Source organism: Lentzea miocenica, assembly GCF_033949945.1.
GTDB classification, from domain to species: Bacteria; Actinomycetota; Actinomycetes; order Mycobacteriales; family Pseudonocardiaceae; genus Lentzea; species Lentzea miocenica.
The window spans coordinates 62827-87037 of sequence record NZ_JAXAVW010000026.1; the positions used below are offsets into that span (position 1 = coordinate 62827).

A 24211-nucleotide genomic window follows, 5' to 3' on the forward strand; every position below is an offset into this window, starting at 1 on the left:
AAATCGCCCGTAGTGGGCAAACCGTCTGTGATCCAAGTCATAGCGCGGGCATACTGCTCGGTATGTCAGGGGCCCCTAGGAGGCGCTGGTGCTCGAGGCGAACAACCTTGAGGTTGTCTACGACGACGTGATGCTGGTGCTCCGAGGCGTGAGCCTCAAGGTGCCCCAGGGCAAGGTCGTGGCCCTGCTCGGAGCCAACGGAGCAGGGAAAACGACGCTGATGAGGGCCTTCAGCGGGCTCCTCGACGTGCACGACGGCAAGGTCACCAAGGGCTCGATCACGCTCGACGGTGAACCGATCCACCGCCTCTCACCGGCGAAAATCGCCGACAGGGGCATCAAACAGGCGCTGGAAGGCCGGAGGATCCTCGCCGAGCTCACCGTCGAGGAGAACCTCAAGGTCGGCGGTCACGCCCGCCCCAAGCGCCTCAAGAGCAACCTCGAACGCTGCTACGAGCTCTTCCCGCGGCTGGAGGAACGGCGAAGACAGAGCGCCGGCTACCTGTCCGGGGGCGAGCAGCAGATGCTCTCGATCGGCAGGGCGCTCATGTCCGAACCCTCCTACCTGCTGCTGGACGAACCGAGCCTCGGCCTCGCGCCGCTGCTCGTGCAGCAGATCCGCGACCTCGTCGTGAAGATCAACGAACAGGGCACCACGGTCCTGCTGGTCGAGCAGAACGCCAGCATGGCGCTCTCCATCGCCGACCACGGGTACGTGCTGGAGACCGGCAAGGTCGTCATGGACAAGCCCGCGGCGGCACTTCTCGCCGACGACGACATCCGCGAGTTCTACCTCGGCCTCGGCACCTCCTCGTTCCGTGCGGTCAAGCACTACAAGCGCAGGAAGCGGTGGCTGTCGTGAGCGTTCTGGAAGTCACCGACGTCAGGCTCGCGTTCGACGGGGTCGTGGCCGTCGACGGGGTGTCGTTCAGCGTCGAGGAAGGCGAGCTGTTCGCCATCATCGGGCCGAACGGCGCCGGCAAGACGTCCATCTTCAACGTCCTGAGCGGCGTCTACCGGCCGCAGCAGGGCACCGTGCGGTTCCACGAGCAGAACCTCCTGGGCATGCGCCCGCACCGGATCGCGGCGCGGGGCATGGCCCGCACGTTCCAGAACATCGAGCTGTTCTCGCACCTCACCGTCGTGGACAACCTGATGCTCGGGCGCCACAACCACATGAACTACGGCGCTCTGAGCGCGTTCTTCTGGCTCGGCAAGGCCCGCAACGACGAACTCAGGAACCGGGCCGCGGTCGAGAACGTGATCGACTTCCTGGAACTGGAGCAGTGGCGCCGGTACCCGGTCGGGCTGCTGCCCTACGGCGTGCAGAAGCGCGTCGAGCTCGGCAGGGCGCTCGCGATGGAGCCGAAGCTGCTGCTGCTCGACGAGCCCGTCGCGGGCATGAACGTCGAGGAGACCGAGGACATGGCCCGGTACATCCTCGACGTCCGCGAGGAACTCAACATCCCCATGATCATGGTCGAGCACGACATGGGTCTCGTCATGGACCTCGCCGACCGCGTGATGGTCATGGACTTCGGCCGCCCGATCCGCACCGGCACCCCTGCTGAAGTGCAGCAGGATCCCGACGTCATCCGCGCCTACCTCGGCGAGCAACACCGGAGCGTGGCCTCATGACCACACCTGAGACGACCACAGCTGGGACGACCACACCCAAGATGATCACGACCGTCGTCACGAGGGTGAAGAACCGGGCGGCCGACACGCCCGATCAGATCGCGCTGCGGGCCAAGGACTTCGGCATCTGGCAGGAAGTCTCGTGGGCCTGTTACTGGGCGAACGTCGAACTGGTCGGCGACGCGCTGCTGGCGTTGGGACTGCAGCCGGGCGACCGGGTGGCGATCCACTCCGAGAACCGGCGCGAGTGGCTCTACGCCGACCTCGGGATCGTCGCGGCCCGCGGCATCACGGTCGGGCTGTACCCGACGAACCCGGCGTCCGAGGTCGCGTACCTCCTGTCCCACTCCGGCGCGCGAATCCTCATCGCGGAGGACCAGGAACAGGTCGACAAGGCGTTGCTCGTGCTGGAGGACACGCCTGACCTCGAATGGATCGTCTATCTCGAACCGCGTGGCATCAAAGGGCGCTACGACAACCCGAAGCTCATGGCCTGGGACGACTTCCTGGCACTGGGCGCGCGGCACCGGGACCAGCACGGCGACGAGCTGGCCGAGCGGATGGCGCGAACTGAGCAGGACGACGTGATGACGTTGATCTACACGTCCGGCACCACCGGGCCGCCCAAGGGCGCGATGCTCACCGTGGCGAACGTCGAGTTCGCCGTCCACGTGCTGGTGGAGGGCGGTGGTTTCACTTCGCCGCCACCGTCCTCCACCGACGTCACGTTGTCGTACCTGCCGTTGTGCCACGTCGCCGAACGGATCTTCACCACGTGGTTCAGCGCGGCGAGCGGGGTGCAGGTGCACTTCGCCGAGTCCATCGAGACGGTGCAGGCGAACCTGCGCGAGGTGCAGCCGACGATCCTGTTCGGGGTACCGCGGATCTGGGAGAAGGTGCTGGCGGGCGTCACGATCGGCGTGTCGTCGGCGTCCTGGCTCAAGCGCTCGGTCACCCGGTTCTGGCTGCGCCGAGCGGAAGGCATCGGCGAAACGCTGGTGCACACCGGTGGCAAGCACACCGGCAAGAGCAGGCTGATCTACGCGCTGGGCTGGCTGTTCTGCTTCCGCGCGCTGAAGGCCCGGATCGGCATGCGGTACGTCCGGTACGCCGCGTCCGGTGCCGCGCCGATCGCACCGGACGTGCTGAAGTTCTTCATGGGCATTGGGGTGCCGATGCACGAGGTCTACGGCATGACCGAGAACACCGCCGTGGCAACGGGAAACCGGCCGGGCCGGGTCAAGATCGGCACGGTCGGCGAACCGCAGCCCGGCATCGAGCTGCGGATCGACGAGGAGACCGGCGAGATCCTCACGAAGCACGGCGGCACGTTCGCCGGCTACTGGCAGGACCCCGAGTCCACGCGACGGGTGCTGTCCGACGGCTGGCTGCACACCGGTGACGTCGGCGAGTGGGTCGACGAGACGCACGTGAAGATCACCGACCGGATGAAGGACATCATCATCACCGCGGGCGGCAAGAACATCGCGCCGTCCGAGCTCGAGAACGCGCTGAAGACCTCCCCGTACATCAAGGAAGCCGTGGTGATCGGCGACCAGCGGGCGTACCTGGTGGCGTTGATCGGCATCGAGCTCGACACGGTCGGGCACTGGGCGCAGCAACGCAAGATCACCTACACCACCTACCGGGACCTGTCGGAGAAGCCGGAGGTCCTGGAGCTGGTGCAGCAGATCGTGACCGAGGTGAACGGGAAGTTCGCCACGGTCGAGCAGATCAAGAAGTTCCGGATGTTCCCCAAGGAGCTCGACCACGAGGACGGCGAGCTGACCGCGACCCAGAAGGTGAAGAGATCCGCGCTGGGCAAGATGTTCGACGACCTCGTGGAGAGCATGTATGGATGAGTTTCTCCAGTCGTTGATCCGGGGTCTCGGCGCCGGGTCCATTTACGCGTTGCTCGCGCTCGGCTTCGTGATCATCTACAAGTCGACGCAGGTGATCAGCTTCGCGCAGCCGGCGTTCATGCTGGCGGGCGCGGTGCTGGTCTCGTACCTCTCGCCCGCGGTGTCGTTCGTCGGGGCGGTGCTGGTGGCCGCGGTGGTGATCGCGGTGCTGGCGCTGGGCGTCGAACGCACGGTGCTGCGGCCGATGGTCGGCAAACCGGTGTTCGTGGTCGCGATCATCACGATCGGTGTTGATGTCGTGGTCAGGGTCGTGACGAACGCGTTCATCGGCCTGGACGTGCGGCAGGTCGGCGATCCGTGGGGCCTGAACACGGTGTCGTTCCTGGGTGCGGAGGTGCAGCAGCGTTATCTGGTGATGATCGCGACCACCGCGGTCGTCACGGTCGCGTTGTTCGCCTTCTTCCGTTATTCACGGATCGGGCTCGCGATGAGGGCGGTCGCCTACGACCAGGAAGTCGCGCTGGCGCAGGGGATCTCGGTCGGGTCGGTGTTCGCGCTGTCGTGGGCGCTGGCCGGCGGGCTCGCGGCGCTGGCCGGTGTGTTCGTGGCGACGGGCGCCGGTGTCGACCAGCAGCTGTGGATCGTGGCGCTGAAGGCGTTGCCCGCGATCATCCTGGGCGGCCTGGAGTCGTTGGGCGGCGCGGTCGTCGGCGGGCTCGCGGTCGGCGTCGTCGAGTCGCTTTTCGGGACGTACCAGGGTGACTTCGCACCGTGGCTCGGGCCGAACTTCGGGCTGGTCGCGCCGTACGCGTTGATGCTGCTCGTGCTGCTGGTCAGACCGTACGGGTTGTTCGGCAAACGGGAGGTGGAACGACTGTGAAGGGTCGTCCGGAGCTCTACACCTCCTACCGGCAGGACATGGGATTCCTGAACACGCGTCCCAAACGCGCGTGGACGGGTGGGCTGGTCGTGCTCGCGTTGCTGATGCCGTTCATGATCACCGACGACCTGTTGCAGCTGCTCGCGACCGGGTTCGTGGCGGCGATCGGCGCGATCGGGTTGAACATCGTCACGGGTTTCGCGGGCCAGGTTTCGTTGGGGCACGCGTTCTTCCTGGCGATCGGTGCGTACACGGGTGCGGCCCTGAGCGGCTCCGAGACCGGGCGGGTGATCGGGTTCGGCATCACGTCGCTGCCGATCTGGATGCTGGCCTCGGGGCTGGTGGCCGCGTTCTTCGGCGTCCTGGTGGCGCCGGTGGCGGTGCGGTTGCGGGGGCTCTACCTCGCGATCGTGACGCTGGGACTGGTCTTCCTGGGAGAGCACGTGTTCCGGGAGTGGACATCGCTGACCGGCGGGCCCGGTGTCGGGCGGCCCGCTGCCGTGCCCGAGTTGTTCGGGGTGCGGCTGGACCGGGACAACGCGTTGTTCACGGCACCGCAGCAGTTGTATCTCGTGATGTTCCTGCTGCTGGTGATTTTCGGTGTGCTGGCACGGAATCTGGTGCGCTCGCGGGTAGGGCGGGCGTTCGCGGCGGTGCGGGACCGGGACCTGGCCGCGTCGGTGATCGGCGTGGACCTGACCAAGTACAAGGTCCTGGCGTTCGCGATCTCCTCGTTCTACGCGGGGGTCGCGGGCTCGTTGCTGTTCGTGATGAACGGGTTCTTCGATCCCGGTTCGTTCAGTCTTCTGTTGTCAGTGCAGTACATCGCGATGGTGCTCATCGGCGGCGCGGGCACCATCTCAGGGGCGATCATGGGCGCGCTCTTCATCACACTGCTGCCACGCATCACCAGGGAACTGCCCGCGGTGCTGCCGTTCATCAGTGGTGACGCGACCGGGGTGATCACGGTCTTCCAGCTGGAAGCCGTGCTCTACGGCGTGCTCATCATCGTGTTCCTCATCGTCGAGCCACGCGGGTTGTTCGGCATCTGGGTCCGCGTCCGCAACTACTGGCGCACCTGGCCGTTCTCGTACTGAGGAGAGAGAATCCCCATGTCTGGTAAGAGATTGGCAGTCATATTCGTGGGAGCCCTGGCTCTTGCGTCCTGTCGTGGCGGGGACGGCGCGGCACCGCAGGAGGGTGCGGGCGGCATCAAGATCGACGCCGGGGTGACCAAGGAGGCGTGCCCCAACGCCGTCGACAAGTCCAAGGGTTGCATCTACCTGGGCACCATCTCGGACCTCACCGAGGGTCCGTTCAAGACGCTGGCCGTGCCGATCACGGACGCGCAGAAGGCGTTCTGGAAGCGCGTCAACGACAAGGGCGGCATCGGCGGCTACGAGGTCGACGTCACCAAGTACGTCAAGGACAACAAGTACAACCCGCAGATCCACAACCAGGTCTACCAGGAGATCAAGGGCAACATCCTGGCGCTGACCCAGACGCTGGGTTCTCCCACGACCGTCGCGATCCTGCCGGACCTCGAGAACACCCAGATGGTGTCGGTGCCCGCGTCCTGGACCTCGTTGTGGGGCTTCGAGGAGGTCGTGCTGGAGTCCGGCGCGAACTACTGCGTCGAGTCGATGAACACCGTGGACTACGCCGTCGAGAAGATGGGCGTGAAGTCCGTGATGGCCGTGCACCTCGCCGGTGACTACGGCGACGACGCCGCTGCCGGGGCGAAGTACGCCGCGGAGAAGCGCGGGCTCACGTTCGAGAACGTGACCACGCAGAGCGGTCAGGACAACCAGGGCGGGGCGATCGACGCCGTGGTGTCGAAGAAGCCCGATCTGGTGGTGCTGACGACCGGTCCGACCGACGCGGCCGTGATCGTCGGACAGGCCGCGGCCCGTGGCTACAAGGGGAAGTTCATCGGCACCTCGCCGACGTGGAACCCCGGTCTGCTGAAGTCGCCGGCCGCGCCCGCGATCAAGGCGCTGTACATGCAGTCGGCGCCGTGGAAGGCGTGGGGCACCGAGTCCGTCGGCCACACCGCGATGCGTGCCGCGCTGCCGGGCGTGACGCCGAACGACGGCTACACCGCCGGTTGGGTGTGGGCGTACCCGCTGAAGGCCGCGCTGGAGAAGGCGGCGTCCAACAAGGACCTGACGCGCGCCGGTCTGCTCGCCGCTGTGCGCCAGCTCACCTCGGTGGACTACGAGGGCATGCTCCCTTCGGGTGCGGGTAATTTCTCCGCTTCCGCGCAGGACGCGGCGTTCCGTCAGACACTCATCTATCGCCCGGATGACGCCGCCCCGACCGGAGTGACGCTGGTAGAGGACTTCTTCACCGGTTCGACGGCAAAAGATTTCAAGTTCGAGAAGCCCTGCTACCAATGAACCGAACGGGTGACACGCACCTCTGATGCCGCTGGTTTCTGGCTAGTCTCGCTTTGAGAAGTTTGCTAGGAGGTTGCAGCGGTGTTGACTTGCGTTGAAGTTCGCCGTGCTGCGGGTGGCCTCCGGTTGTTCGTTCGTCCCCCGGCCGCGCTGCGCTGGAGCGCGCGGCTGGGGTACGAACGGGTGTCGGAGTTGTTGACCGCGATTCGTCAGGCCGAGTCGTGCACGGTGCCGGGCGTGGCGTTGCGGTACGTGCCCGACCAGCGCACCGGCGAGGCTGTTCTGGCGTGTGAGAACGGGTCCGTCCTGCTGGACGCGGACGACGTGTCGCTGTTGCACGACACCCTCCGCGCGCACATGCCGGACCGGATGCGACCCCTGCCTGTGTAGACACTGCCTGCTCAGGTGCCGAGCGTGCGCGCGAGCCAGTCGGTGCGCGTACGCCGTGCGGCAACGGAAAGCCGTGCGTCGGGAAAGATCGCGTCGAACCCGTGGAAGCCGCCTGCCCACGTGTGCAGCTCGGCCTGTCCACCGGCCGCCCAGATCCGGGTCGCGTAGTCGACGTCCTCGTCGCGGAACACCTCTGCGGTCCCGGTGTCGACAAAGGTGGCGGGCAACCCGGACAGGTCGTCGGCCAATGCCGGTGACACGTAACCGGGCACGTCGGTGAGATCGCCGAGCACCGAACGCCAGCCGAACTCGTTCATCTCCCGCGTCCACACACCGGGTTCGCCGGAGTACTGCCCGCTGGACGTGGTGGTGTTGCGGTGATCCAGCATCGGGCAGATCAGCACCTGCGCGGCGATCGCGGGCCCGTTCAGGTCGCGGGCCATCAGCGTGACTCCGGCGGCCAGGCCGCCACCGGCGCTGATGCCCGCCACGACGAGCTTCGCCGGGTCGATGTTCAGGGCTTCCGCGTTCTCGACCGTCCACAACAGACCGTTGTAGCAGTCGTCTACGAGCGTTGTGCCGGTTGCTTCAGGAGCCAGCCGGTGTTCGACGGTGACCACGACGACACCGAGTTCTTCCAGCCACTCCAGCGGAATGTCGATCTGCGAGAAGCGATCGCCCATCACCATGCCGCCGCCGTGGATCCAGTAGACGCACGGCGCCGGGCTTTCCAGGCCCGCGGGGCGGAAGACGGTGAGCTGGATCTCGCCGACGGTCACGTCGTGTCGTTCGGCGTGGGTCTTGACCGGCGGTGACGGCATTTGCCGTATCTGCACCAGCATCTCGTAGGTGAGTTCGGTCGAGAGCGGCATGTCCGCGAGCAGCGTGCGCAGCTCGGGGTCGAAGGCCGGGCGGGTCATCAGAACGCCGCCTTGCCGCCGACGGGAACCTCGTCCAGGTACGTCGACTCGCCGACGAGCAACGTCTGGAGGTTGGCGACCAACGCCTGCGCCGCCTCGCTCGCGAAGAACGTGCTGTGCGCCTCAGCGGTGACCCAGCCCTCGGTCACGTGGATGACGTCCGGGTCGGCGGCCGACCGACCGACCAGGAAGACCACGCAGTCGTCGTTGGCGAGGGAGGGTGCGTTGAGCAGAAACTCGACGACCTCGTCGCCCTTGCCGGGCCGTGCGGTGAGGGTGGCGTGGAAACCGTGCTCGACACTCATCTGTTCCTACCTCTCGTTGCTGTCGCCGTTCTGGCGATGAAGCAATCAGATCAGTCTGAGCAGGGGTTACGGGAGAGCGATGCTGTCGATCTCTTGCCCAATCCTGCCGATCGGCATGATCTGCCGGGTGACTACCGAACAGACGAGCCAGGCGTACGGAAAGCGGGCTGACGAGTACATCGAGGTCGTCGGCACCATGGCGGACACCTCGCCGATCGACCGCGAGAGGGTTGGCGCCTGGGCGCGCGAGCACGCCGCCGGGCAGATCCTCGACGTCGGGTGCGGGCCCGGCCAGTGGACGAACTGGTTGCACGAGCAGGGGATCGACGTGATCGGCGTGGATCCGACACCGGAGTTCGTCGACAGGGCCCGGCGTGACTACCCGGACGCCCGGTTCGTCGCGGGCCGCGCCGAGTCGCTCGACTTCGCCGGGCTCGCCGGCATCCTCGCCTGGTTCTCGTTGATCCACACGCCCCCGCGGGACGTACCGGCGATCCTGGCCCAGTTCGCCCGCTGCCTCGAACCCGGCGGCGGACTGATGCTGGGGTTCTTCGAGGGCCCGGAGCTCGAACCGTTCGACCACACGATCATCACCGCGTACTACTGGCCGGTCGACGAGCTGGCCCGCGTGGTCGAGGAGGCCGGTTTCACCGTCACGGGACGGCATGCGCGCGACGAGCCCCCGCACCGGCGCCAGGGAGCTGTCACGGCGGTCCGGCTGGGATGACTGCCCGTTGGGGCAGCCAACCGTGTCCGCGGGGACGTCGGTGCGCTGATGGTTCCCGGTGCGGTGGCGCGCGATCGTGGACGGTGTGATCCACGAGGTTGACGAGGCTTTGCGCCGCCTGGTCCGGGACGAGGCGTTGCGCGGTTCCGACCTGGACGTCGCGTTCGACGCGCCGACCAAGGACTGGGCCGCGCGGCGCAACGCGCCCACGGTCAACATCTACCTCTACGACATCCGCGAGGACATCAGACGCCGCCAGCGCGGGCTGCTCAACGAGTACGACGCGCAGGGCCAGGTCGCGGCACGGCATCTGCCGCCGCGGCACATGAAGCTGTCGTACCTGGTCACGGCGTGGACGCAGCGGCCGGAGGACGAGCACCGGCTGTTGTCGGACCTGCTCATGGGATTCATCCGCTACGACGCCGTGCCGCCTGGCCTGTTGAGCGGGACGCTGGAAGAACTCGCGTTGCCGGTCCCGATGTCCGTTGCGTTGCCACCGCCGGAGGATCGCGCGTTCGCGGACGTGTGGAGTGCGCTGGGCGGCGAGCTGAAGCCGTCGCTGGACGTCGTGGTGTCGGCGCCGGTTTCGTCCGGGCGCAAGTTCGCCGCCGGACCGCCCGCGAAGGAAGGCATGCGGCTGCGGACCGGGGACGATCGCGTGCGGCACAACGTCGACCCGGACGGCGTCTCGATGCGCCGGGTGGCGCGATGATCTTCGAGCGGATGGCGGGGCTGGAGCGGCGGATCCGGATGGCCGTGGCGGCACGCCGTGCCACGGATCCGAACCCCGACGACCCGTTTCGCGGGCTGTACCTGTCGGACGAGGTCATCGAGGCGTTGCTGGACAGCGGACGCGAGCCGTTCGGGCCGTTCACCGAGACGAACGCCGATGGTCGGCTCGGGCAACTCGCCCGCAAGGCGCAACTGTCCGAAGTGGACGTCGAGCTGCTCCTCGTGGCGCTGGCGCCGGACGTCGACAGCAGGTTCGAGCAGTTCTACGGATACCTGAACGACGACGTGACGCGGCGCCGGGCCACGGTCGGGCTGGCGTTGCGGCTGTGCGGGCTCGCGGAGGCCTCGGCGCGGGGGAGGGCGAGGCTCGACCAGGGCAGCCCGCTCGTCCGCTGCGGGCTCGTCACCGTGGAGGACCCCGAACGGCCGTTGCTCAGCCGGTCGTTGCGGGTGCCGGACCGGGTCGGGGCGCACCTGCTCGGCGACGATCGGCCTGACCCCTCGCTCGCCGATTTCGTGACGCTGCCGGGAGATCCGGTGCTGATGCCGGGCTCGGAACGGCTGGCGCGCGGTGTCGAACGCGGCGTGCGGCTGGTCTACCTGCGTGAGCATCCTGGCGGTGGCGCGGCGGAACTGGCGGTGGCGGCGCTGGCACAGGCGGGCTTCCCGGCGCTGCTGGTGGACGCGGCGCGCATGACCGATCCGCTCGCGGTGACGCGGGAGGCGTTGCTGCGGGGCGCGGGGATCGTCATCGGGCCGGTGGAGGCGAACTTCACGCTCGATCCGTTGCTGCACGACGAGATTCCGGTGGTCGTGCACGGGTCCGGGTCGTGGGAACCGCGCTGGACGCGGATGCCGCCGTTGCAGCACGACGCGGTGCAGGTGCCGTTCGACTTGCGGGTGGCGTTGTGGCGCAGCGAACTCGACGGCAAGCTGTCGGCGGGGGTCGACCCCGCCGAGGTGACCGCGCACTTCGTGCTGGGTCCCACGCAGATCAGCCGGGCGGCGAGCGCGGCCACGGTCTCGGCGCTCGCCGACGACGGGCTGGTCGACGTCACGCATCTGCGGGCGGGTGCGCGCAGTCAGAACGCCGGTGGGCTGCAACGGTTGGCCAGGCGGATCGAACCGGCCGTGTCGTGGCCGGACCTGGTGCTGCCCGTGACCGTCACGGCACTGCTGCACGAACTGGCGGCCAGGGCGAAACACCGCGACCGCGTGATCGACGAGTGGCGGATGCGGCCCGGCGGCGGCAGGGGCAGGGGAGTCACCGCGTTGTTCGCGGGCGACTCCGGGACCGGCAAGACGATGTCGGCCGAGGTGATCGCGGCCTCGCTCGGGCTCGACCTCTACACGGTCAACCTCGCGACGGTCGTGGACAAGTACGTCGGCGAGACCGAGAAGAACCTGGAGCGGATCTTCGTGGAGGCGGCCGGCGTCAACGGCGTGCTGCTGTTCGACGAGGCCGACGCGATCTTCGGCAAACGGTCCGAGGTCCGCGACGCGCACGACCGGTACGCGAACATCGAGAGCGCGTACCTGTTGCAGCGCATGGAGTCGTTCGACGGGATCGCGGTACTGGCGACGAACCTGCGGGCGAACCTGGACGACGCCTTCACCCGCCGCATCGACGTGATCGTGGACTTCCCGTTGCCCGACGCGGACCTTCGCCACGGGCTGTGGGACCGCTGCCTGGGCGGGGCGGTGCCGCGATCGTCCGATGTGGACCTGGAGTTCCTGGCGGAGTCGTTCGAACTGGCCGGCGGGCACATCCGGTCGGCGGCGGTGACCGCGGCCTATCTGGCGGCAGCGGCCGGGCACGTCGTCGGCATGGTCGAGCTGATCGGTGCCGTGGCGCGCGAGTACCGGAAGCTGGGCAGGCTGGTGGGCGAGCGCGAGTTCGGCCGCTACTTCGACCTCGCAGTGGAGAGAGATGGTTGTGATGCACGGGCACGAACATGAGTACGAGACGTCGGTGCGTCCCAAGGGCGACCGGGCGTCGCACGAGGAGACCGACCTGATGGGTCGCGCGGCCGTCGCCGGACGCCCTGACGTGCTCGGCGCCTCCGGCATGCTCGGCCTGCAACGGGCCGTGGGCAACGCGAGCGTCGGCGACGTCGTCTCGTCCGGTGGATCACCGCTCGACGCCGGTGTGCGCGAGGACATGGAGGGCCGGTTCGGGCAGGACTTCTCGGACGTGCGGGTGCACACCGGGTCGGCGGCGCACGACTCGGCGAAGTCGGTGAACGCGCAGGCCTACACCGTCGGCTCGAACATCGTGTTCCAGCGCGACAAGTACGACCCGGCCTCGGACTCCGGCAAGCACATGCTGGCGCACGAGCTGACGCACGTTGTGCAGCAGCGTTCCGGGCCGGTCGAAGGCACTGACAACGGTTCCGGCGTGAAGGTCAGCGACCCGTCCGACCGGTTCGAACGGGACGCCGTGGCCAACGCCGACCGCATGATGTCGGCGCCCGCCGCTCCCGTGCAGCGCTGCGAAGACCACGGCAGCCACGGCGAGATGGCCGTGCAGCGCGAGGAAGCGCCTGCGGAGGAGGAAGAGACCGCGCAGACCTACGTTCAGCGGGCGGAGGAAGAGGAAGAAGCCGCCGCCGAGTAGTCAGTGCTGCTTCCGGCGTTCGCGCCCCGAGTGGCGAGGGAGAGTTGGGTGTAGTTAGCGGCGGTTCGATCAAGGGTTGGTAGTACTTGCAGACGCCGTCAGCTGATCGGTGCAGGAGAACTCGCCTCGGGGACCAGCACCGCGGGCGTGCCGGTGCCGTCGGCGGGCACGGACCACACGTCGTTGAGGCCGTCGTCGCGCTGGATCCCGTACGCCACGGTCCTGTCGTCCAGCCACGCCGGCTGGTCGTCGACGCTGCGGGTCTCGGCCAGCGGCGTGATCCTCTTCGTCGCCAGGTCGAGCACGGAGACCCGCCAGCCCTGCTGCGGATCGCCGTTGACCGCGGCCTTGTAGGCGATGCGGGTGCCGTCGGGGGACAGCGACGGGCATTCGACGTCGTCCAGGTCCGTCGGCCGGACCTTGCGCGCCGCGAAGTCGCCTTCGAGCAGGTAGCGGTGGCCGCCGGTGGACATGGTGGCGTAGAAGCGGTTGTCGTCCGCGGTGAAGGTGACGCCCCAGAAGTTCGTGTCCACGGGCAGCTGGGGCATGCCCTCGACGGTGAACTCCTCCAGCGACTGCACCAGGGTGCCGGTCTTCGTGTCGAGGATGCCGGTGCTGGTGGAGAACCCGTTGGCGGCGTAGGAATGCCCGTCGACGAACAACGTCCAGGCCACCATCCGGCCGCTGGCGGACACCCGCGTGCGGTTCGGGAAACCGGTCAGCGGGACGGTCCTCAGTTCTTTGAGGTCGCTGTCGAGCACGGCCAGTTCGCCTGCTTTCAACGCCCCGACCGGACGCAGGCAGGAGATGGTGCCGGCGGCGGCGTACACGCGGTCGCAGCGTTGTTCGGTGACTTCCCGCGAACCGGCTGGATCGTTGCGGGAGACCGTGGAGAGCTTGCCGTTGCTGAGCATCATCAGCCGCGGGCCGGTGCCCGTCGTGACGGCGTGCGCGGCATCGTCCGGGGAAGCGCCGGACAGCACGGTGTAGCCGACCGCGACGCCGCCGAGCAGCACGGCGGCGACCAGGGTGATCAGCAGGCGGTTCTTCATGAGCGGCGACGTCCCAGCAGTGCGGCGGTGGTGATCAGGGCGAGGACGACCGCGACCGCGGCCATCCTGGTGGCGGCCTCTGGGCTCCAGAACTGCCAGGCGAGGCCGAACAGCACGGACGAGCAGAGGTAGGCGAGCGCCTGTCCACTTTGGATCAGCGCGATGCCGGTGGTGCGCAGGCGTTCCGGCAGGACCGGGCCGGCGAGCGCCATCAGCACGCCGTCCGTGGCCGCGTAGAAGACGCCGTACAGCAACACGACCAGGACCAGCAGCGGCCAGCCGCCCAGCGGTCCGAAGAGCAGCAGGTAGACGAGGGTCAGCGCGCCGTAGCCGCACAGCATGACCTTCAGCCGGCCCACCCGGTCGGCGAGGGCGCCCAGCGGTGCGGCGAGCAGCAGGTAGACCAGGCTGGTGCCGACGGCGAGCAGCGGGAACCAGCCGAAGGCCAGCCCCTCCCGCTTCTGCAGCAACAGGTACACGAACCCGTCGCCGATGGTGACCAGGCCGAGCAGCGAAGCGGCCGCCACGATCTTGCGGACGGCCGGGTCCTTGAGCAGGGCGAGCTTCAGGGGTTCTTTGCGAGCGACGGGTTCTGGCCGGTCCTTGACGTAGAGGACCAGGACCAGCACGCCGAACGTGGCGATGCAGAAGCTGGTGACGAACACGGCGTCGAACGACTGGGCGGACGCGGCGAGCACGGCCATGGCGACCAGTGGCCCGGCGAACGCGCCGATGCCGTCCATTGCCCGGTGCACGCCGAACGCCCGTCCGAGGTCACCGCTCGGAGTGGAGAGGGTGATCAGCGCGTCGCGTGGCGCGGTGCGGAGGCCTTTGCCCGCGCGGTCCGCCGTGATCACGAATCCGAGCGCGGTCAGGGAGTTGCCCGCGGCCAGCAGCCCGAGCTTGGCCGCGGCGGAGAGCCCGTAACCGAAGCCCGCGACCGCCTTGCGCCTGTTGGTCCGGTCTGCGAGATAGCCGCCGGCGAGTCTGAGCAACGTGGTGGCGCCGGTGTAGACGCCGTCGATCAACCCGTAGGCGGCCGGGCTGAGCTGGAGGCCGATGACCAGGTACAGCGGCAGGATCGCGGCCACCATCTCCGACGAGACGTCGGTGATCAGGCTGACCGTGCCGAGCGCGAAGACGTTGCCGCTCAGCCCTTTCCAGTTCGCCGTCCTGGGTTTGTCAATTGTGGACAGGTACACATCGGCCTCCAGCGGTCCGTCAGTGGCAGTTCGTGGTGCCGCTGTCGGTGTAGGTCTTGCCGGCCTCGGGGACGAACTGCCAGTCGAAGCTGTTGCTGTGCAACGTCAGCTTCAGCACGCCACGAGTGCCGGTGTTGCGCGCTTCGCTGTTCGGCTTGATCGTGCCGAAGCCGTAAGCGCCCGCGCCGCCCATGCCCGCGACGAACGTGCGGATGCCGCGTGCGTTGTCCAGCCCGCCGGTCGGGTTCTGCGGGGCGAACCGCTCGTACTGGTGGTTGTGCCCGAAGAGCACCACATCGGCGTTGGCGTCGTACAGCGCCTGGAACAACGGCCTGGTGGCCGTCGAAGGCGCGTGGTTGGCACCGCTCGTGAACAGCGGGTGGTGCCAGTACGCCGCGGTGCACGGCTTCGTGCTCGCCGCGAGGTCCTGCCGCAGCCACTGCTCCTGCGCGCTGCCCGCGGACATGCTGATGTTGGAGTTCAGCGACACGATGTGCCAGTTGCCGATGTCGTAGGAGTAGTAACCCCGTCCCGACGGTCCGGCCTGCGTCCCGAAGTAGTTGTAGTACCCCGTGGCGCCACTGGTGTGGTAGTCGTGGTTGCCGGGCGACGGACGCGTGCGCGCCTTGTGCCGGCCCCAGGTGGGCTCGTAGTAGGAGTTGAACTGCGACGCGGTGCCGTCCGGGTAGACGTTGTCGCCCGTGGTCCAGACCGTGCCCTGGATGTTGTCCAGGAGCGCGGCGGTCGCGGTGTCACCGGAACCCGAGTCGGCGATGTCGCCGGCGCCTACGAACACCGGGTCGCCGGGCGGCGGCGTCGTGCCGTCGGTGACCACGAGCTGCGGCGCGGTCGTGCCGGACTCCCTGGAGTCGTAGTCGGCGCCGTCCGTGCTGCTGGACGTGATCGCGATGCTGTACGTGCCGTTGCCGGTGACGTAGCTGGTGACGTCGACCTCGTACCAGGCGTTGCGCACGACCGACCCGAGCGAGCCGAGCGTGGCGCCGTCGACGGCGGGCTGGTTGTTCCAGGTGACTCCGGTCTCGGTCCAGCTGACGTTGGACGTGGACCGGAACGTGCCGCCGTTCGGGCTTGCCGCACCGGAGACGTCGTCGGTGTGGATGCGCAGCTTGGCGTTGCTGACCGAGCCGCTGATCCCGGACACGGTGAACTTGAGGAACGTCCGCTTGATCGGCGAGTTGTCGGTGCCGAGCTGGCCGGACGTGCCGTAGTTCGTGCCGGTGGCGGAGTTGTCGACGTAGGTGTCGGCAACGGGGGTGAACGTGGTCGTGGCCGCGTGAGCAGCGGTGGAGGCGGTGAGTGTGGCCGCCGTGACGATGACGGTGGAGAGCACGGCTATGGGAGCCCTGCGACGTGACATGCCTGTCCTCGGTGTGGTGGGCGGACATGGGCCGTCGCGAAGGGTAGGGCTCAAACGGCTCGCGCGCGGTGATCGTTCGGCGGCAGTTCGGTGAACGGCGGGAAAATCCCTCCCAGGGGTGGCTGCCCTTTCGGGCAGTCACCGGCTCCCTCCGGCACCGTCGCGTGGTCGTGTCGGGTTTTCCCAGGTCGCCGCAGCATGTGTCGTACAGGGTTCCGTACGACTTGGGAGGCCGTCGATGCCCACCTATCTCTCGCCGGGCGTGTACGTCGAGGAGGTGGAGGCTGGTGCTCGCCCGATCGAGGGCGTGGGCACCGCCGTCGCCGCGTTCGTCGGGTTCGCGGCCAAGGGTGACTACAACATCGCGACGCTGGTGTCGAACTGGGCGCAGTACACCGAGAAGTTCGGCGACTTCGCCGAGGGCTGCTACCTGCCGCTCGCCGTCTACGGCTACTTCCTCAACGGCGGCACCAACTGCTACGTCGTGCGCGTCGGCGGGTCGCGGTCCACCGCAGCTCTGCCCGCGGGTCCGCAGGCCCAGCTGGGCGGCTACCGGGTCTCGGCCCGTGAGCTCAGCGCCGGATCGCTCGCCGTCGAGGTCGGCGACGCGGCGGGCGAGAACGCGCCGGACGACCGCTTCGCGTTGCTGGTCAAGGACAACGGCAAGGTCGTCGAAACGCACCAGGTCTCCGCCAAGCGCGGCAAGGAGAACGTGGTCACCGTCGTCAACACGGCCTCGAAGCTGATCACGATCGAAGAGGTCGCCGGGGCTGCTGCCACGCGTCCTGACAAGGCTTCTGTGGCGTTGCGCGAGGCACCCGCGCCACCGCCCGTACCGCGCAAGGTCGTCGCGGACGACTACGTGGGCGACGTCGCCGACCGCACCGGTTTCGGTGGCCTGGAAGCGATCGACGAGGTCACCATGGTCTCGGTGCCCGACCTGATGAGCTCCTACCAGCGCGGGCTGATCACGCTGGAAGCCGTGAAGACCGTGCAGACCGCGATGATCGCGCACTGCGAGCTCATGGGCGACCGCATGGCGATCCTCGACCCGCCGCCGGAGCTCTCGCCGGACCAGGTGAAGAACTGGAAGCAGGTCGAGGCGGGCTACGACTCGAAGTACGCGACCCTGTACTACCCGTGGATCAAGGTCTACGATCCGTCCACTTCGGACAACATCTTCGTGCCGCCGTCAGGCCACATGGCCGGCGTGTGGGCCCGCACCGACGCGACCCGCGGCGTGCACAAGGCTCCGGCGAACGAGACCGTGCGCGGCGCCGTGGCGTTGCAGACCCAGCTCACCAAGGCCGAGCAGGAGCTGCTGAACCCGATCGGCGTGAACTGCATCCGCTCGTTCACCGGCCGCGGCATCCGCGTGTGGGGCGCGCGGACTCTCTCCTCCGACCCGGCGTGGCGTTACCTGAACGTCCGGCGGCTCTTCAACTACCTGGAAGAGTCCATTCTGGACGGAACCCAGTGGGTCGTCTTCGAACCGAACGACGACGCGCTGTGGGCGCGCATCCGCCGCACCATCGCCGCCTTCCTGGTCATGGAATGGCGCAAGGGCGCGCTGTTCGGCCTGACGCCGGACGAGGCGTTCTACGTCAAGTGCGACCGCGAGACCAACCCGGCGGAAGGCATCGACCTCGGCCAGGTCGTCTGCGAAGTCGGCATCGCGCCGGTGAAGCCCGCGGAGTTCGTCATCTTCCGTCTCGCGCAGCTGCAGGGCGGCACCAGTCTGGTCAACGAGTAAAGGTGGTTCATCGGCATGGCACTCCCCGATCTCGACACGTCGGTAGGCCACTCGTTCGGCCTTGAGGTCGACGGCATCACGATCAAGCAGATCTCCGAGGTGACCGGCCTGAAGATGGAACAGGACGTCATCGAGCTCAAGCAGAACATGGCCGACGGCAAGTACGTCGTGAAGAAGCTGCCCGGCCGCATGAAGGCGGGCGAGGTCGTCTTCACCCGAGGCCTGACCGCCGACAACTCCTTCGAGAAATGGGTGAAGGACTCCCGTTTCGGCAAGATGGGCGCCGCCCGCAAGAACGGCGTGGTCGTCGTCTACGACTACGAGGGCGTGGCCATCAAGCGCTACAAGATCATGCGCGCCTGGCCGAAAGCGTTGGAGATCGGCACCTTGAAGGCCGGCGACACCTCCGTGCTGACCGAGAAGCTCACGGTCACCTACGAGGAGATGGACGTCGAGTGAGGCGCACCGGTGCTACCGCGGTGATGCAGACCGAGTTCGCGTTCGAACTCCCGCGCGGCTACGTGGACGACTCCGGTGCCGTCCACAAGTCCGGCGTCATGCGCCTGGCCACCGCCCGCGACGAGCTGATCCCGCTGCGGGACGACCGGGTGCGCGAGAACGCCGCGTTCCTGACCGTCGTGCTGCTGGGGCGCGTGGTGGTCCGCATCGGCTCGGTGACGGACGTGCACGCCGGGATCATCGAGAACCTGTTCGCTTCGGATCTGGCTTTCCTGCAGGACATGTACCGCCGCATCAACAGCGAGGGACACACCCGGTCCGCTGTGCTGTGCCCCTCCTGCGGGCATGGCTTCGAGGTCGACATCTCGGGCGGGCGCCTGGGGGAATCGTGACGTACGCGCCGGACCGGCTCTACTCGGAGGTCGCGTACGTCGCCTACCACTTCCACTGGTCGCTCGACTCCATTTTGGACCTGGAGCACTCCGAGCGGCTGCGGTACGTGGAGGAGATCGGCCGCATCAACACGCGGATGTCCGCTGGTTCAGGCTCGGGTTCGGGTTCCGGGTTCGGTTCGAGGAGGTGAGTTGCTGTGTGGCCCTTTCGACGGCGTTCTGCTCCGCTGCCCGTGGTGCGGGCCGACTGGCGGACGCTGCCGCCCCTGCAACGGATCGTCACCGCGCACCCGCTGATCAACCCGGTCTCCGCCTTCTCGTCGCGGCTGGCGTCGTGGCAGAACCCTTCGTTCCTGGCGCCGCTGGCCCACGTGGTGGGTCCTGCAGAGCCTTCCGGGTCGATCGCGGACGTGGCGGCCCCTGCTCCGGAGTCGTACGGCTGGAAGTCGGAGCTGGGCCGGGCGCCTGCCGCCGATGGACCGGTCGTTGCTCGGATCGCCGAGGCGCCGCCGGTGGTTTCGGCGGGTTCGGTCGGTTCGGTGGTTTCCCGCAGCGTCGTGGAACCGGAGCCCGACTTGGCGCCGTTGGAGGCCCCCGTGGCTCCTCCGGCTAGCGCCCCGGCCAACGCCCCGGACGTCGTGCCGGCGAGTGGTCCGGCTCTCGTGCAACGCTCCGTGTCGGAAGATCTGCCGCTGCCGGCCCCGGCCCCGGCGACTCGGCCTAGAAGGCTGGGTCTCGGCGAGCCGATCTCGCCGGTGTTGCAACGAACTGCCGAGACCGCCGCGCTCACCGGGCCCGCTGGTCCGGACACGTCCCAACCGTCGGGTCCGGCGCAGCCAGCCTCGACTGGAGATGCCGTCGATTCGCCGTCGGCCCCGATCGCGGGATTCGCCGACCACCAGCGATCCACCGACGCCAGCCGGGAGGTGGCCCAGCAGGCTGCTCCACCGATGGCGCAGCGAGCGATCGAGTTGCCCGTGCCGACAGCGCACACAGCTGATGTCCGCCAGAGCAACATTGTGGACTCCAGCGCCGTCGCGGCGGACCACGTGTCTGGCGTCCACCAGGGCGGTTCCCCAACCATCCGCGAGGCCAGTCCGCCGACGGTGCAGCGGCTCGTCGGTGCCACACCCAGCTTGCCGGTCGTGGCACGACTCGAGGATTCGGCCGCACCGGAGACGTCCGCTGTGGCCAGTTCCGGCGATGGGCAGCTCGGCGCTGATCCCAGCACGACCATGCCAACCGACCCGCCACGTGCGGACCCCGGTACCGCGGTGCCGTCCGGCCAGGTAGGGACAGACGTCAGCGCGGCTCCGCCGACCAAGCCGGACACCAGCGGTCCGGTAACGCAGCGCCTTGTCGGTAATGAGCCAACCCTGCCGGTTGTAGGCCGAGCCGACTCCGCCGCTCCTTCCGCAGGGCGGGAGTCCGCCGCCCCAAGTCCGCTTGCCGCGGCCGGATCGGACTTCACTGAACCGGTCGCGCAGCGCCTCGTCGGTGGCGAGCCGAGCCTGCCGGTCGTCGCTCCTTCCGCAGCGCGGGAGTCCGCCGCCCCAGGTCCGCGTGCCGCGGCCGGAGCGGACTTCACTGAGCCGGTCGTGCAGCGCCTCGTCGGCGGTGAACCGAGCCTGCCGGTCGTCGCTCCTTCCGCAGCGCGGGAGTCCGCCGCCCCAAGCCCGTCTGCCGCGGCCGGAGCGGACATTGCTGAACCGGTCGCGCAGCGCCTTGTCGGCAGTGAGCCGAGCCTGCCGGTCATCGGCCGAACCGAATCAGCCGACATCCCTTCCACCCCGCAGGAGTCCGCTGGCCCGCTCGCCGTGAGCCGAGCGGACTTCGTCGAGCCGGTCGCGCAGCGCGTTGTCGGTGGTGAACCGAGCCTTCCGGTCATCGCCCGAACCGACTCAGCCACCGCCGCCTCCACACCGCAGGTCGCCACGGCCCTCAGCCAACCCGCACCCGACCTGCCCTCCGCCACGACACTCACCCTGACCCGAGCCCACTTCACTGAACCGGTCGCCCAGCGCCTTGTCGGCTCGGCCCCGCCGATCATCCAACGGACTGCCGACGTCGATTCGCCAACCCACCGGGAAAGCCCTCCCAACAGGGCCAGCACCCAAACCGGCGAACCCGCGGTGATCCAAAGAACCGACACAACACCCCAAGCACTGCGTGCCTCATCCGGATCCCAAGCGCCCGGACCACTAGCCCCGGGAGTCCTAACTCTCGCGCACCCAGCCGCGCTGCAACGAACCACAGCACATTCAGCAGCAGCACTGCCAACACCAGCGCTGCCAACACCAGCACAACCAGCCGCGGCCCTGCCGGTCGTCACCCTCCCCACCCCAGACCCCGCACCGGTGCTGCTCCGCACCCCGGACCCGGCCCCCAGCCCACCACCAGCCGAACCCGTCCAGCGGACCGCGGAAGTCCAGCGCGCCGAAGCACCCCAGCCCCAAGCGTCGGCGCAGAACCCCGAAGAGCTGCTGAGGAAGCTGTACGACCCCCTGCTGCGCCGGCTCAAGGCCGATCTGTGGCTCGACCGTGAGCGTCGTGGGGCGCTCACCGACCTGTGAGGACATGCCATGACCGCACCAGAGGAAGCCGTCGCCGTCTGCTTCAGCGTGTCGGTGGACAAGGACGACCTGGGGTCGTTCAACAGCTGTGAGGGGCTCGGGTGCGAGTTCGTCATCGAGCAGCGGGAGGAGGGCGGCAACAACGGGATGGTGTGGCAGTTGCCGACGCGGATCAAGTATCCCAACGTCAAGCTGTCGCGGCCGGTCACCAGGGACAGCCAGAAGATCACTCGGTGGATCTCGGGCATGGCGGCGGGGGTCAAGCGCCGGACGGCCGTCATCGAGGCGAAGACGTTGGAGGGCAAGACGATTGCCAGCTGGTCTCTGTCGGAGGTCATCCCGGTCAGGTGGACCGGGCCGCAGTTGAGTGCCGAGCAGACGAAGGTCGCCACCGAGACGCTCGAGTTGGCGCACCACGGGTTTTTGGACGCGCGATGACTGTCACGTTCACGAGCGCCGGGCCGGCGACCACGTCCAAGAAGATGGTGCACGCGTCCCTCAAGGTGTACGAGCCGCCCAAGCGCGGCAGTGTGCAGAAGCCGGGGGCGTGGATCACCGACATCGAGTTCCAGTTCAACCCCAAGGAGTTGACGCTCGCCAAGAACGCCAAGTGGCAGCGGCAGAGTCAGCCCAACGCGGCGAAGGCCGGGGTGCCGGAGTTCAAGGGGGCCGAGCCCGCCAAGCTGAGTTTGGAGATCTTCCTCGACTCCACGCGGGACATGGGTGACTCGACGATCAAGACGGTCGAGCTGCTGTTCAACCTCACCGTGCCCACGAAGGCCAGCCGCAAGGACAGCAAAGGCAGTCCGCCGTGGGTCATCTTCAAGTGGGGCACCACGACGGCCTTCCCGAGTTACGTCGCGAGCGTCACGGCCAAGTACACGCTCTTCACGCCCGGCGGGATGCCGGTCAGGGCGGTCTGCACGGTCAACCTCGAAGAGGTCAGCGGCGAACCGGGCGGGCAGAACCCCACAAGCGGTGCGCTCGCGGCGAGGGACGCGCACACCCTGACCGCTGGCGACTCGCTGCAAAGCCTGGCGTACCAGGCGTACGGCAACCCGGAGTTGTGGCGGTACATCGCCGAGGCCAACGAAATCGACGACCCGATGCGGCTCAAGCTCGGCACGACGGTCCTCGTCCCGGCGTTGGAGGAGGTCCAGCATGGCTAACGAGAGCTTCGCCAACAACCTGGTCGTCGAGGTCGAGGGCCAGCCGCTGCCAGCGGACGTCAAGTTGTTGCTCACCTACGCCTACGTCGACGACAGCCGGAACCTGCCGGACATGTTCGTGCTCCGGTTCCGCGATCCCGGCCACGTCGTGCTCGCCAAGGGCCGCTTCACCATCGGCGCGAAGGCCGCGCTGAAGGTGCAGACGGCCGACCCCGGCGCGGCGAAGTTGTTGATGAGCGGCGAGATCACGGCGGTCGGTGTCGAGCTGGACGCGCAGGGCACGTTCACCGAGGTCCGGGGCTACGACGAGGCGCATCGGCTGTTCCGCGGCACCAGGGTCGCGGTCTATCCGAACATGACGGTCAGCGACGTGGTGAAGAAGGTCGCCGAACGCGCGAAGATCAAGCCGGGCGAGATCGACAACGTGCCGGGGTTCGGCGGCCGGCCGGACACGCAGCTCAGCCAGGACAACGTCAGCGACTGGGAGTTCCTGAGCCGGCTGGCGCGCACGGTCGGCGCGCAGATCGCCGTCCGCGAGGGCAAGCTCGACTTCAAGCTGCCTGAACCACCGGCGACCGCGCCGAAAGCCAACGCCAAGGCCCAGACGAACCCGCTCGTCCTCGAGATGCACAGCACCCTCGTGGCGCTGCGGGCCGGCATCACGACCGCGGGACAGGTTCCCGAGGTCCAGGTCAGGGGCTGGGACTTCGAGAACAAGCAGGAGGTGCTCGCCACCGCCATCCCGAACACGGCGGGAGTCGAGGTGCCGCAGGCGAACCCGGTGGAGCTCGCCGGCAAGTTCAAGGCACCGCCCCACCTCGAAGCCGGGCTGCCCTACCGGACGCACGCCGAAGCGAAGACGGCGGCGGAAGCGCTCGCGGCACAGCTCGGCGGTTCCTGCGCCGAACTCACCGGCGTGGCGAAGGGAAACCCCGAACTGAAGGCAGGAACCGCGGTGGCGCTGACCAACGTCGGCGAGCCGTTCCAGGGCAAGTACACGCTGACCAGCACCCGGCACCTGTTCGCCGAACACGTCGGCTACACCACGGAGTTCACCGTCTCCGGCAGGCAGGAACGCTCGCTCTACGGACTGGCCCACAGCACGAAGACCAAGCAGCTCAACGGACTCGTCCCCGCGATCGTCACGAACGCCAAGGACCCGCTGCAACTCGGCCGCGTCCAGGTCAAGTTCCCGTGGCTCGCCAACGACTTCACCAGCGTCTGGGCCAGGACCGTGCAACAGGGTGCCGGCGCGAACCGCGGCACGATGATCCTGCCGGAGGTCGGCGACGAGGTGCTGGTGGGTTTCGAGCACGGTGAGTTCGACGCGCCGTACGTGCTCGGCGGCCTCCACAACGGCAGGGACAAGCCGCCGAAGCTGACCAAACCGCCGGTCGACGGTGCCAGCGGTGAGATCGCGGCCAGGGGATTCGTGAGCCGCAAGGGGCACAAGGTCGAGTTCGTCGAGGACGACGGTGTCGTGATCTCCAGCGGTGACGGGAAGTTCGTCGTCAAGCTCGACCAGAAAGCGCAGAACATCGAGATCACCAGTGGCAAGTCCATCACCGTCAAGGCGCAGAACGGCATCACCGTCGACGCCGGCACCGGGCCGTTGGAGCTCAAGGGCCAGAAGGTGACCGTGAAGGCGCAGACCGAGTTCAAGGCGGAAGGCGCCCAGGTCAAGATCGCCGGTCAGGCGCAGACCGAGGTGACGGCCAGTGGCCCGCTGACGGTCAAGGGCGCCATCGTGAAGATCAACTAGG

23 protein-coding genes and 1 pseudogene are annotated in these 24211 nt (G+C 68.1%); 19 read left to right on the forward strand and 5 right to left on the reverse strand.

The genetic code is table 11. From position 1 onward, the window contains the following. Positions 1 to 85: 85 nt before the first annotated feature. The 7 genes from SK803_RS29265 (at position 86) to SK803_RS29295 (ending at position 7169) form a co-directional block, all read left to right on the forward strand. Positions 86 to 862 (forward strand): ABC transporter ATP-binding protein, encoded by a 777-nt coding sequence (locus SK803_RS29265; RefSeq protein WP_406601596.1) that lies wholly within the window; start codon positions 86 to 88, stop codon positions 860 to 862. Next, on the forward strand, positions 859 to 1638 hold the full coding sequence (locus tag SK803_RS29270) for an ABC transporter ATP-binding protein (RefSeq protein ID WP_319969351.1): 780 nt from the start codon (positions 859 to 861) through the stop codon (positions 1636 to 1638). The genes SK803_RS29265 and SK803_RS29270 overlap by 4 nt, the downstream gene beginning before the upstream one ends. Further along, positions 1635 to 3500, forward strand: a complete 1866-nt coding sequence (locus tag SK803_RS29275) for an AMP-dependent synthetase/ligase (protein ID WP_319969352.1) — start codon at positions 1635 to 1637, stop codon at positions 3498 to 3500. Before SK803_RS29270 ends, SK803_RS29275 begins: the two co-directional genes overlap by 4 nt. Next, on the forward strand, positions 3493 to 4380 hold the full coding sequence (locus SK803_RS29280) for a branched-chain amino acid ABC transporter permease (protein WP_319969353.1): 888 nt from the start codon (positions 3493 to 3495) through the stop codon (positions 4378 to 4380). The genes SK803_RS29275 and SK803_RS29280 overlap by 8 nt, the downstream gene beginning before the upstream one ends. Then, positions 4377 to 5477, forward strand: a complete 1101-nt coding sequence (locus tag SK803_RS29285) for a branched-chain amino acid ABC transporter permease (protein ID WP_319969354.1) — start codon at positions 4377 to 4379, stop codon at positions 5475 to 5477. Before SK803_RS29280 ends, SK803_RS29285 begins: the two co-directional genes overlap by 4 nt. 45 nt (positions 5478 to 5522) lie before the next feature. After that, positions 5523 to 6779: an ABC transporter substrate-binding protein gene (locus tag SK803_RS29290; protein WP_319969355.1), complete on the forward strand. Its 1257-nt coding sequence runs from the start codon at positions 5523 to 5525 to the stop codon at positions 6777 to 6779. A gap of 126 nt (positions 6780 to 6905) precedes the next feature. Continuing rightward, positions 6906 to 7169 (forward strand): hypothetical protein, encoded by a 264-nt coding sequence (locus SK803_RS29295; protein ID WP_319969356.1) that lies wholly within the window; start codon positions 6906 to 6908, stop codon positions 7167 to 7169. 11 nt (positions 7170 to 7180) lie between these two features. On the opposite strand, the gene SK803_RS29300 is transcribed toward SK803_RS29295, so the two are convergent. Together SK803_RS29300 and SK803_RS29305 are read right to left on the reverse strand one after the other, a co-directional pair. Next, positions 7181 to 8089, reverse strand: a complete 909-nt coding sequence (locus tag SK803_RS29300; RefSeq protein ID WP_319969357.1) for an alpha/beta hydrolase — start codon at positions 8087 to 8089, stop codon at positions 7181 to 7183. Next, complete coding sequence (locus SK803_RS29305; RefSeq protein ID WP_319969358.1) at positions 8089 to 8394, reverse strand: putative quinol monooxygenase; 306 nt, start codon at positions 8392 to 8394, stop codon at positions 8089 to 8091. The genes SK803_RS29300 and SK803_RS29305 overlap by 1 nt, the downstream gene beginning before the upstream one ends. A gap of 127 nt (positions 8395 to 8521) precedes the next feature. Here SK803_RS29305 and SK803_RS29310 point away from each other — a divergent pair, with 127 nt between their 5' ends. The 4 genes from SK803_RS29310 to SK803_RS29325 all read left to right on the forward strand — a co-directional run bounded on the left by SK803_RS29310 (position 8522) and on the right by SK803_RS29325 (position 12470). Beyond that, entirely contained in the window at positions 8522 to 9121 is a 600-nt protein-coding gene (locus SK803_RS29310) for a class I SAM-dependent methyltransferase (RefSeq protein WP_319969359.1), read from the forward strand. 85 nt (positions 9122 to 9206) lie between these two features. Beyond that, positions 9207 to 9833, forward strand: a complete 627-nt coding sequence (locus tag SK803_RS29315) for a DUF4255 domain-containing protein (RefSeq protein WP_319969360.1) — start codon at positions 9207 to 9209, stop codon at positions 9831 to 9833. After that, the gene (locus SK803_RS29320; protein ID WP_319969361.1) at positions 9830 to 11812 is read left to right on the forward strand and encodes an ATP-binding protein; all 1983 of its coding nucleotides are present in this window, start codon (positions 9830 to 9832) and stop codon (positions 11810 to 11812) included. The genes SK803_RS29315 and SK803_RS29320 overlap by 4 nt, the downstream gene beginning before the upstream one ends. After that, positions 11793 to 12470: an eCIS core domain-containing protein gene (locus SK803_RS29325; RefSeq protein WP_319969362.1), complete on the forward strand. Its 678-nt coding sequence runs from the start codon at positions 11793 to 11795 to the stop codon at positions 12468 to 12470. The genes SK803_RS29320 and SK803_RS29325 overlap by 20 nt, the downstream gene beginning before the upstream one ends. 98 nt (positions 12471 to 12568) lie before the next feature. On the opposite strand, the gene SK803_RS29330 is transcribed toward SK803_RS29325, so the two are convergent. Genes SK803_RS29330 through SK803_RS29340 form a run of 3 tightly spaced genes read right to left on the reverse strand, consistent with a single transcriptional unit; the run spans position 12569 to position 16102 of the window. Further along, positions 12569 to 13522 carry a hypothetical protein gene (locus tag SK803_RS29330; RefSeq protein WP_319969363.1) on the reverse strand — a complete coding sequence of 318 codons (954 nt, stop codon included), beginning with the start codon at positions 13520 to 13522 and terminating at the stop codon, positions 12569 to 12571. After that, a complete protein-coding gene (locus SK803_RS29335) occupies positions 13519 to 14724 on the reverse strand; it encodes an MFS transporter (RefSeq protein WP_319969364.1) in 1206 nt (401 codons plus the stop codon). Before SK803_RS29335 ends, SK803_RS29330 begins: the two co-directional genes overlap by 4 nt. Before the next feature lie 19 nt (positions 14725 to 14743). Beyond that, the gene (locus tag SK803_RS29340; RefSeq protein ID WP_319969365.1) at positions 14744 to 16102 is read right to left on the reverse strand and encodes a CBM96 family carbohydrate-binding protein; all 1359 of its coding nucleotides are present in this window, start codon (positions 16100 to 16102) and stop codon (positions 14744 to 14746) included. Between the two features lie 238 nt (positions 16103 to 16340). On the opposite strand from SK803_RS29340, the gene SK803_RS29345 reads away from it, so the two are divergent. The 8 genes and pseudogenes from SK803_RS29345 (at position 16341) to SK803_RS29380 (ending at position 24210) form a co-directional block, all read left to right on the forward strand. Then, complete coding sequence (locus SK803_RS29345) at positions 16341 to 17855, forward strand: phage tail sheath family protein (protein WP_319969366.1); 1515 nt, start codon at positions 16341 to 16343, stop codon at positions 17853 to 17855. Positions 17856 to 17870: 15 nt separating this feature from the next. Then, positions 17871 to 18314 carry a phage tail protein gene (locus tag SK803_RS29350; RefSeq protein ID WP_319969367.1) on the forward strand — a complete coding sequence of 148 codons (444 nt, stop codon included), beginning with the start codon at positions 17871 to 17873 and terminating at the stop codon, positions 18312 to 18314. A 23-nt stretch (positions 18315 to 18337) separates the two neighbouring features. Next, on the forward strand, positions 18338 to 18706 hold the full coding sequence (locus SK803_RS29355) for a hypothetical protein (protein ID WP_319969425.1): 369 nt from the start codon (positions 18338 to 18340) through the stop codon (positions 18704 to 18706). Further along, positions 18703 to 18855 (forward strand): annotated as a pseudogene (locus SK803_RS29360) (DUF6760 family protein); the annotation flags it as partial. The gene SK803_RS29355 and the pseudogene SK803_RS29360, both read left to right, overlap by 4 nt. 48 nt (positions 18856 to 18903) lie before the next feature. Continuing rightward, positions 18904 to 21279, forward strand: coding sequence for a hypothetical protein (locus SK803_RS29365; RefSeq protein WP_319969368.1), 2376 nt, complete (start codon positions 18904 to 18906; stop codon positions 21277 to 21279). A 9-nt stretch (positions 21280 to 21288) separates the two neighbouring features. Next, positions 21289 to 21717, forward strand: a complete 429-nt coding sequence (locus tag SK803_RS29370; RefSeq protein WP_319969369.1) for a phage tail protein — start codon at positions 21289 to 21291, stop codon at positions 21715 to 21717. Then, a complete protein-coding gene (locus tag SK803_RS29375) occupies positions 21714 to 22448 on the forward strand; it encodes a CIS tube protein (protein ID WP_319969370.1) in 735 nt (244 codons plus the stop codon). The genes SK803_RS29370 and SK803_RS29375 overlap by 4 nt, the downstream gene beginning before the upstream one ends. Beyond that, positions 22441 to 24210, forward strand: a complete 1770-nt coding sequence (locus SK803_RS29380; protein WP_319969371.1) for a VgrG-related protein — start codon at positions 22441 to 22443, stop codon at positions 24208 to 24210. Before SK803_RS29375 ends, SK803_RS29380 begins: the two co-directional genes overlap by 8 nt. Position 24211 lies beyond the last annotated feature (1 nt).

Coding starts and splice junctions, on each gene's coding strand:
- SK803_RS29275 (WP_319969352.1), top strand. CDS start 1,635: ATGACCACACCTGAGACGACCACAGCTGGGACGACCACACCCAAGATG.
- SK803_RS29280 (WP_319969353.1), top strand. CDS start 3,493: ATGGATGAGTTTCTCCAGTCGTTGATCCGGGGTCTCGGCGCCGGGTCC.
- SK803_RS29300 (WP_319969357.1), bottom strand. CDS start 8,089: ATGACCCGCCCGGCCTTCGACCCCGAGCTGCGCACGCTGCTCGCGGAC.
- SK803_RS29305 (WP_319969358.1), bottom strand. CDS start 8,394: ATGAGTGTCGAGCACGGTTTCCACGCCACCCTCACCGCACGGCCCGGC.
- SK803_RS29320 (WP_319969361.1), top strand. CDS start 9,830: ATGATCTTCGAGCGGATGGCGGGGCTGGAGCGGCGGATCCGGATGGCC.
- SK803_RS29325 (WP_319969362.1), top strand. CDS start 11,793: ATGCACGGGCACGAACATGAGTACGAGACGTCGGTGCGTCCCAAGGGC.
- SK803_RS29330 (WP_319969363.1), bottom strand. CDS start 13,522: ATGAAGAACCGCCTGCTGATCACCCTGGTCGCCGCCGTGCTGCTCGGC.
- SK803_RS29340 (WP_319969365.1), bottom strand. CDS start 16,102: ATGTCACGTCGCAGGGCTCCCATAGCCGTGCTCTCCACCGTCATCGTC.
- SK803_RS29345 (WP_319969366.1), top strand. CDS start 16,341: ATGCCCACCTATCTCTCGCCGGGCGTGTACGTCGAGGAGGTGGAGGCT.
- SK803_RS29350 (WP_319969367.1), top strand. CDS start 17,871: ATGGCACTCCCCGATCTCGACACGTCGGTAGGCCACTCGTTCGGCCTT.
- SK803_RS29355 (WP_319969425.1), top strand. CDS start 18,338: ATGCAGACCGAGTTCGCGTTCGAACTCCCGCGCGGCTACGTGGACGAC.
- SK803_RS29370 (WP_319969369.1), top strand. CDS start 21,289: ATGACCGCACCAGAGGAAGCCGTCGCCGTCTGCTTCAGCGTGTCGGTG.
- SK803_RS29375 (WP_319969370.1), top strand. CDS start 21,714: ATGACTGTCACGTTCACGAGCGCCGGGCCGGCGACCACGTCCAAGAAG.
- SK803_RS29380 (WP_319969371.1), top strand. CDS start 22,441: ATGGCTAACGAGAGCTTCGCCAACAACCTGGTCGTCGAGGTCGAGGGC.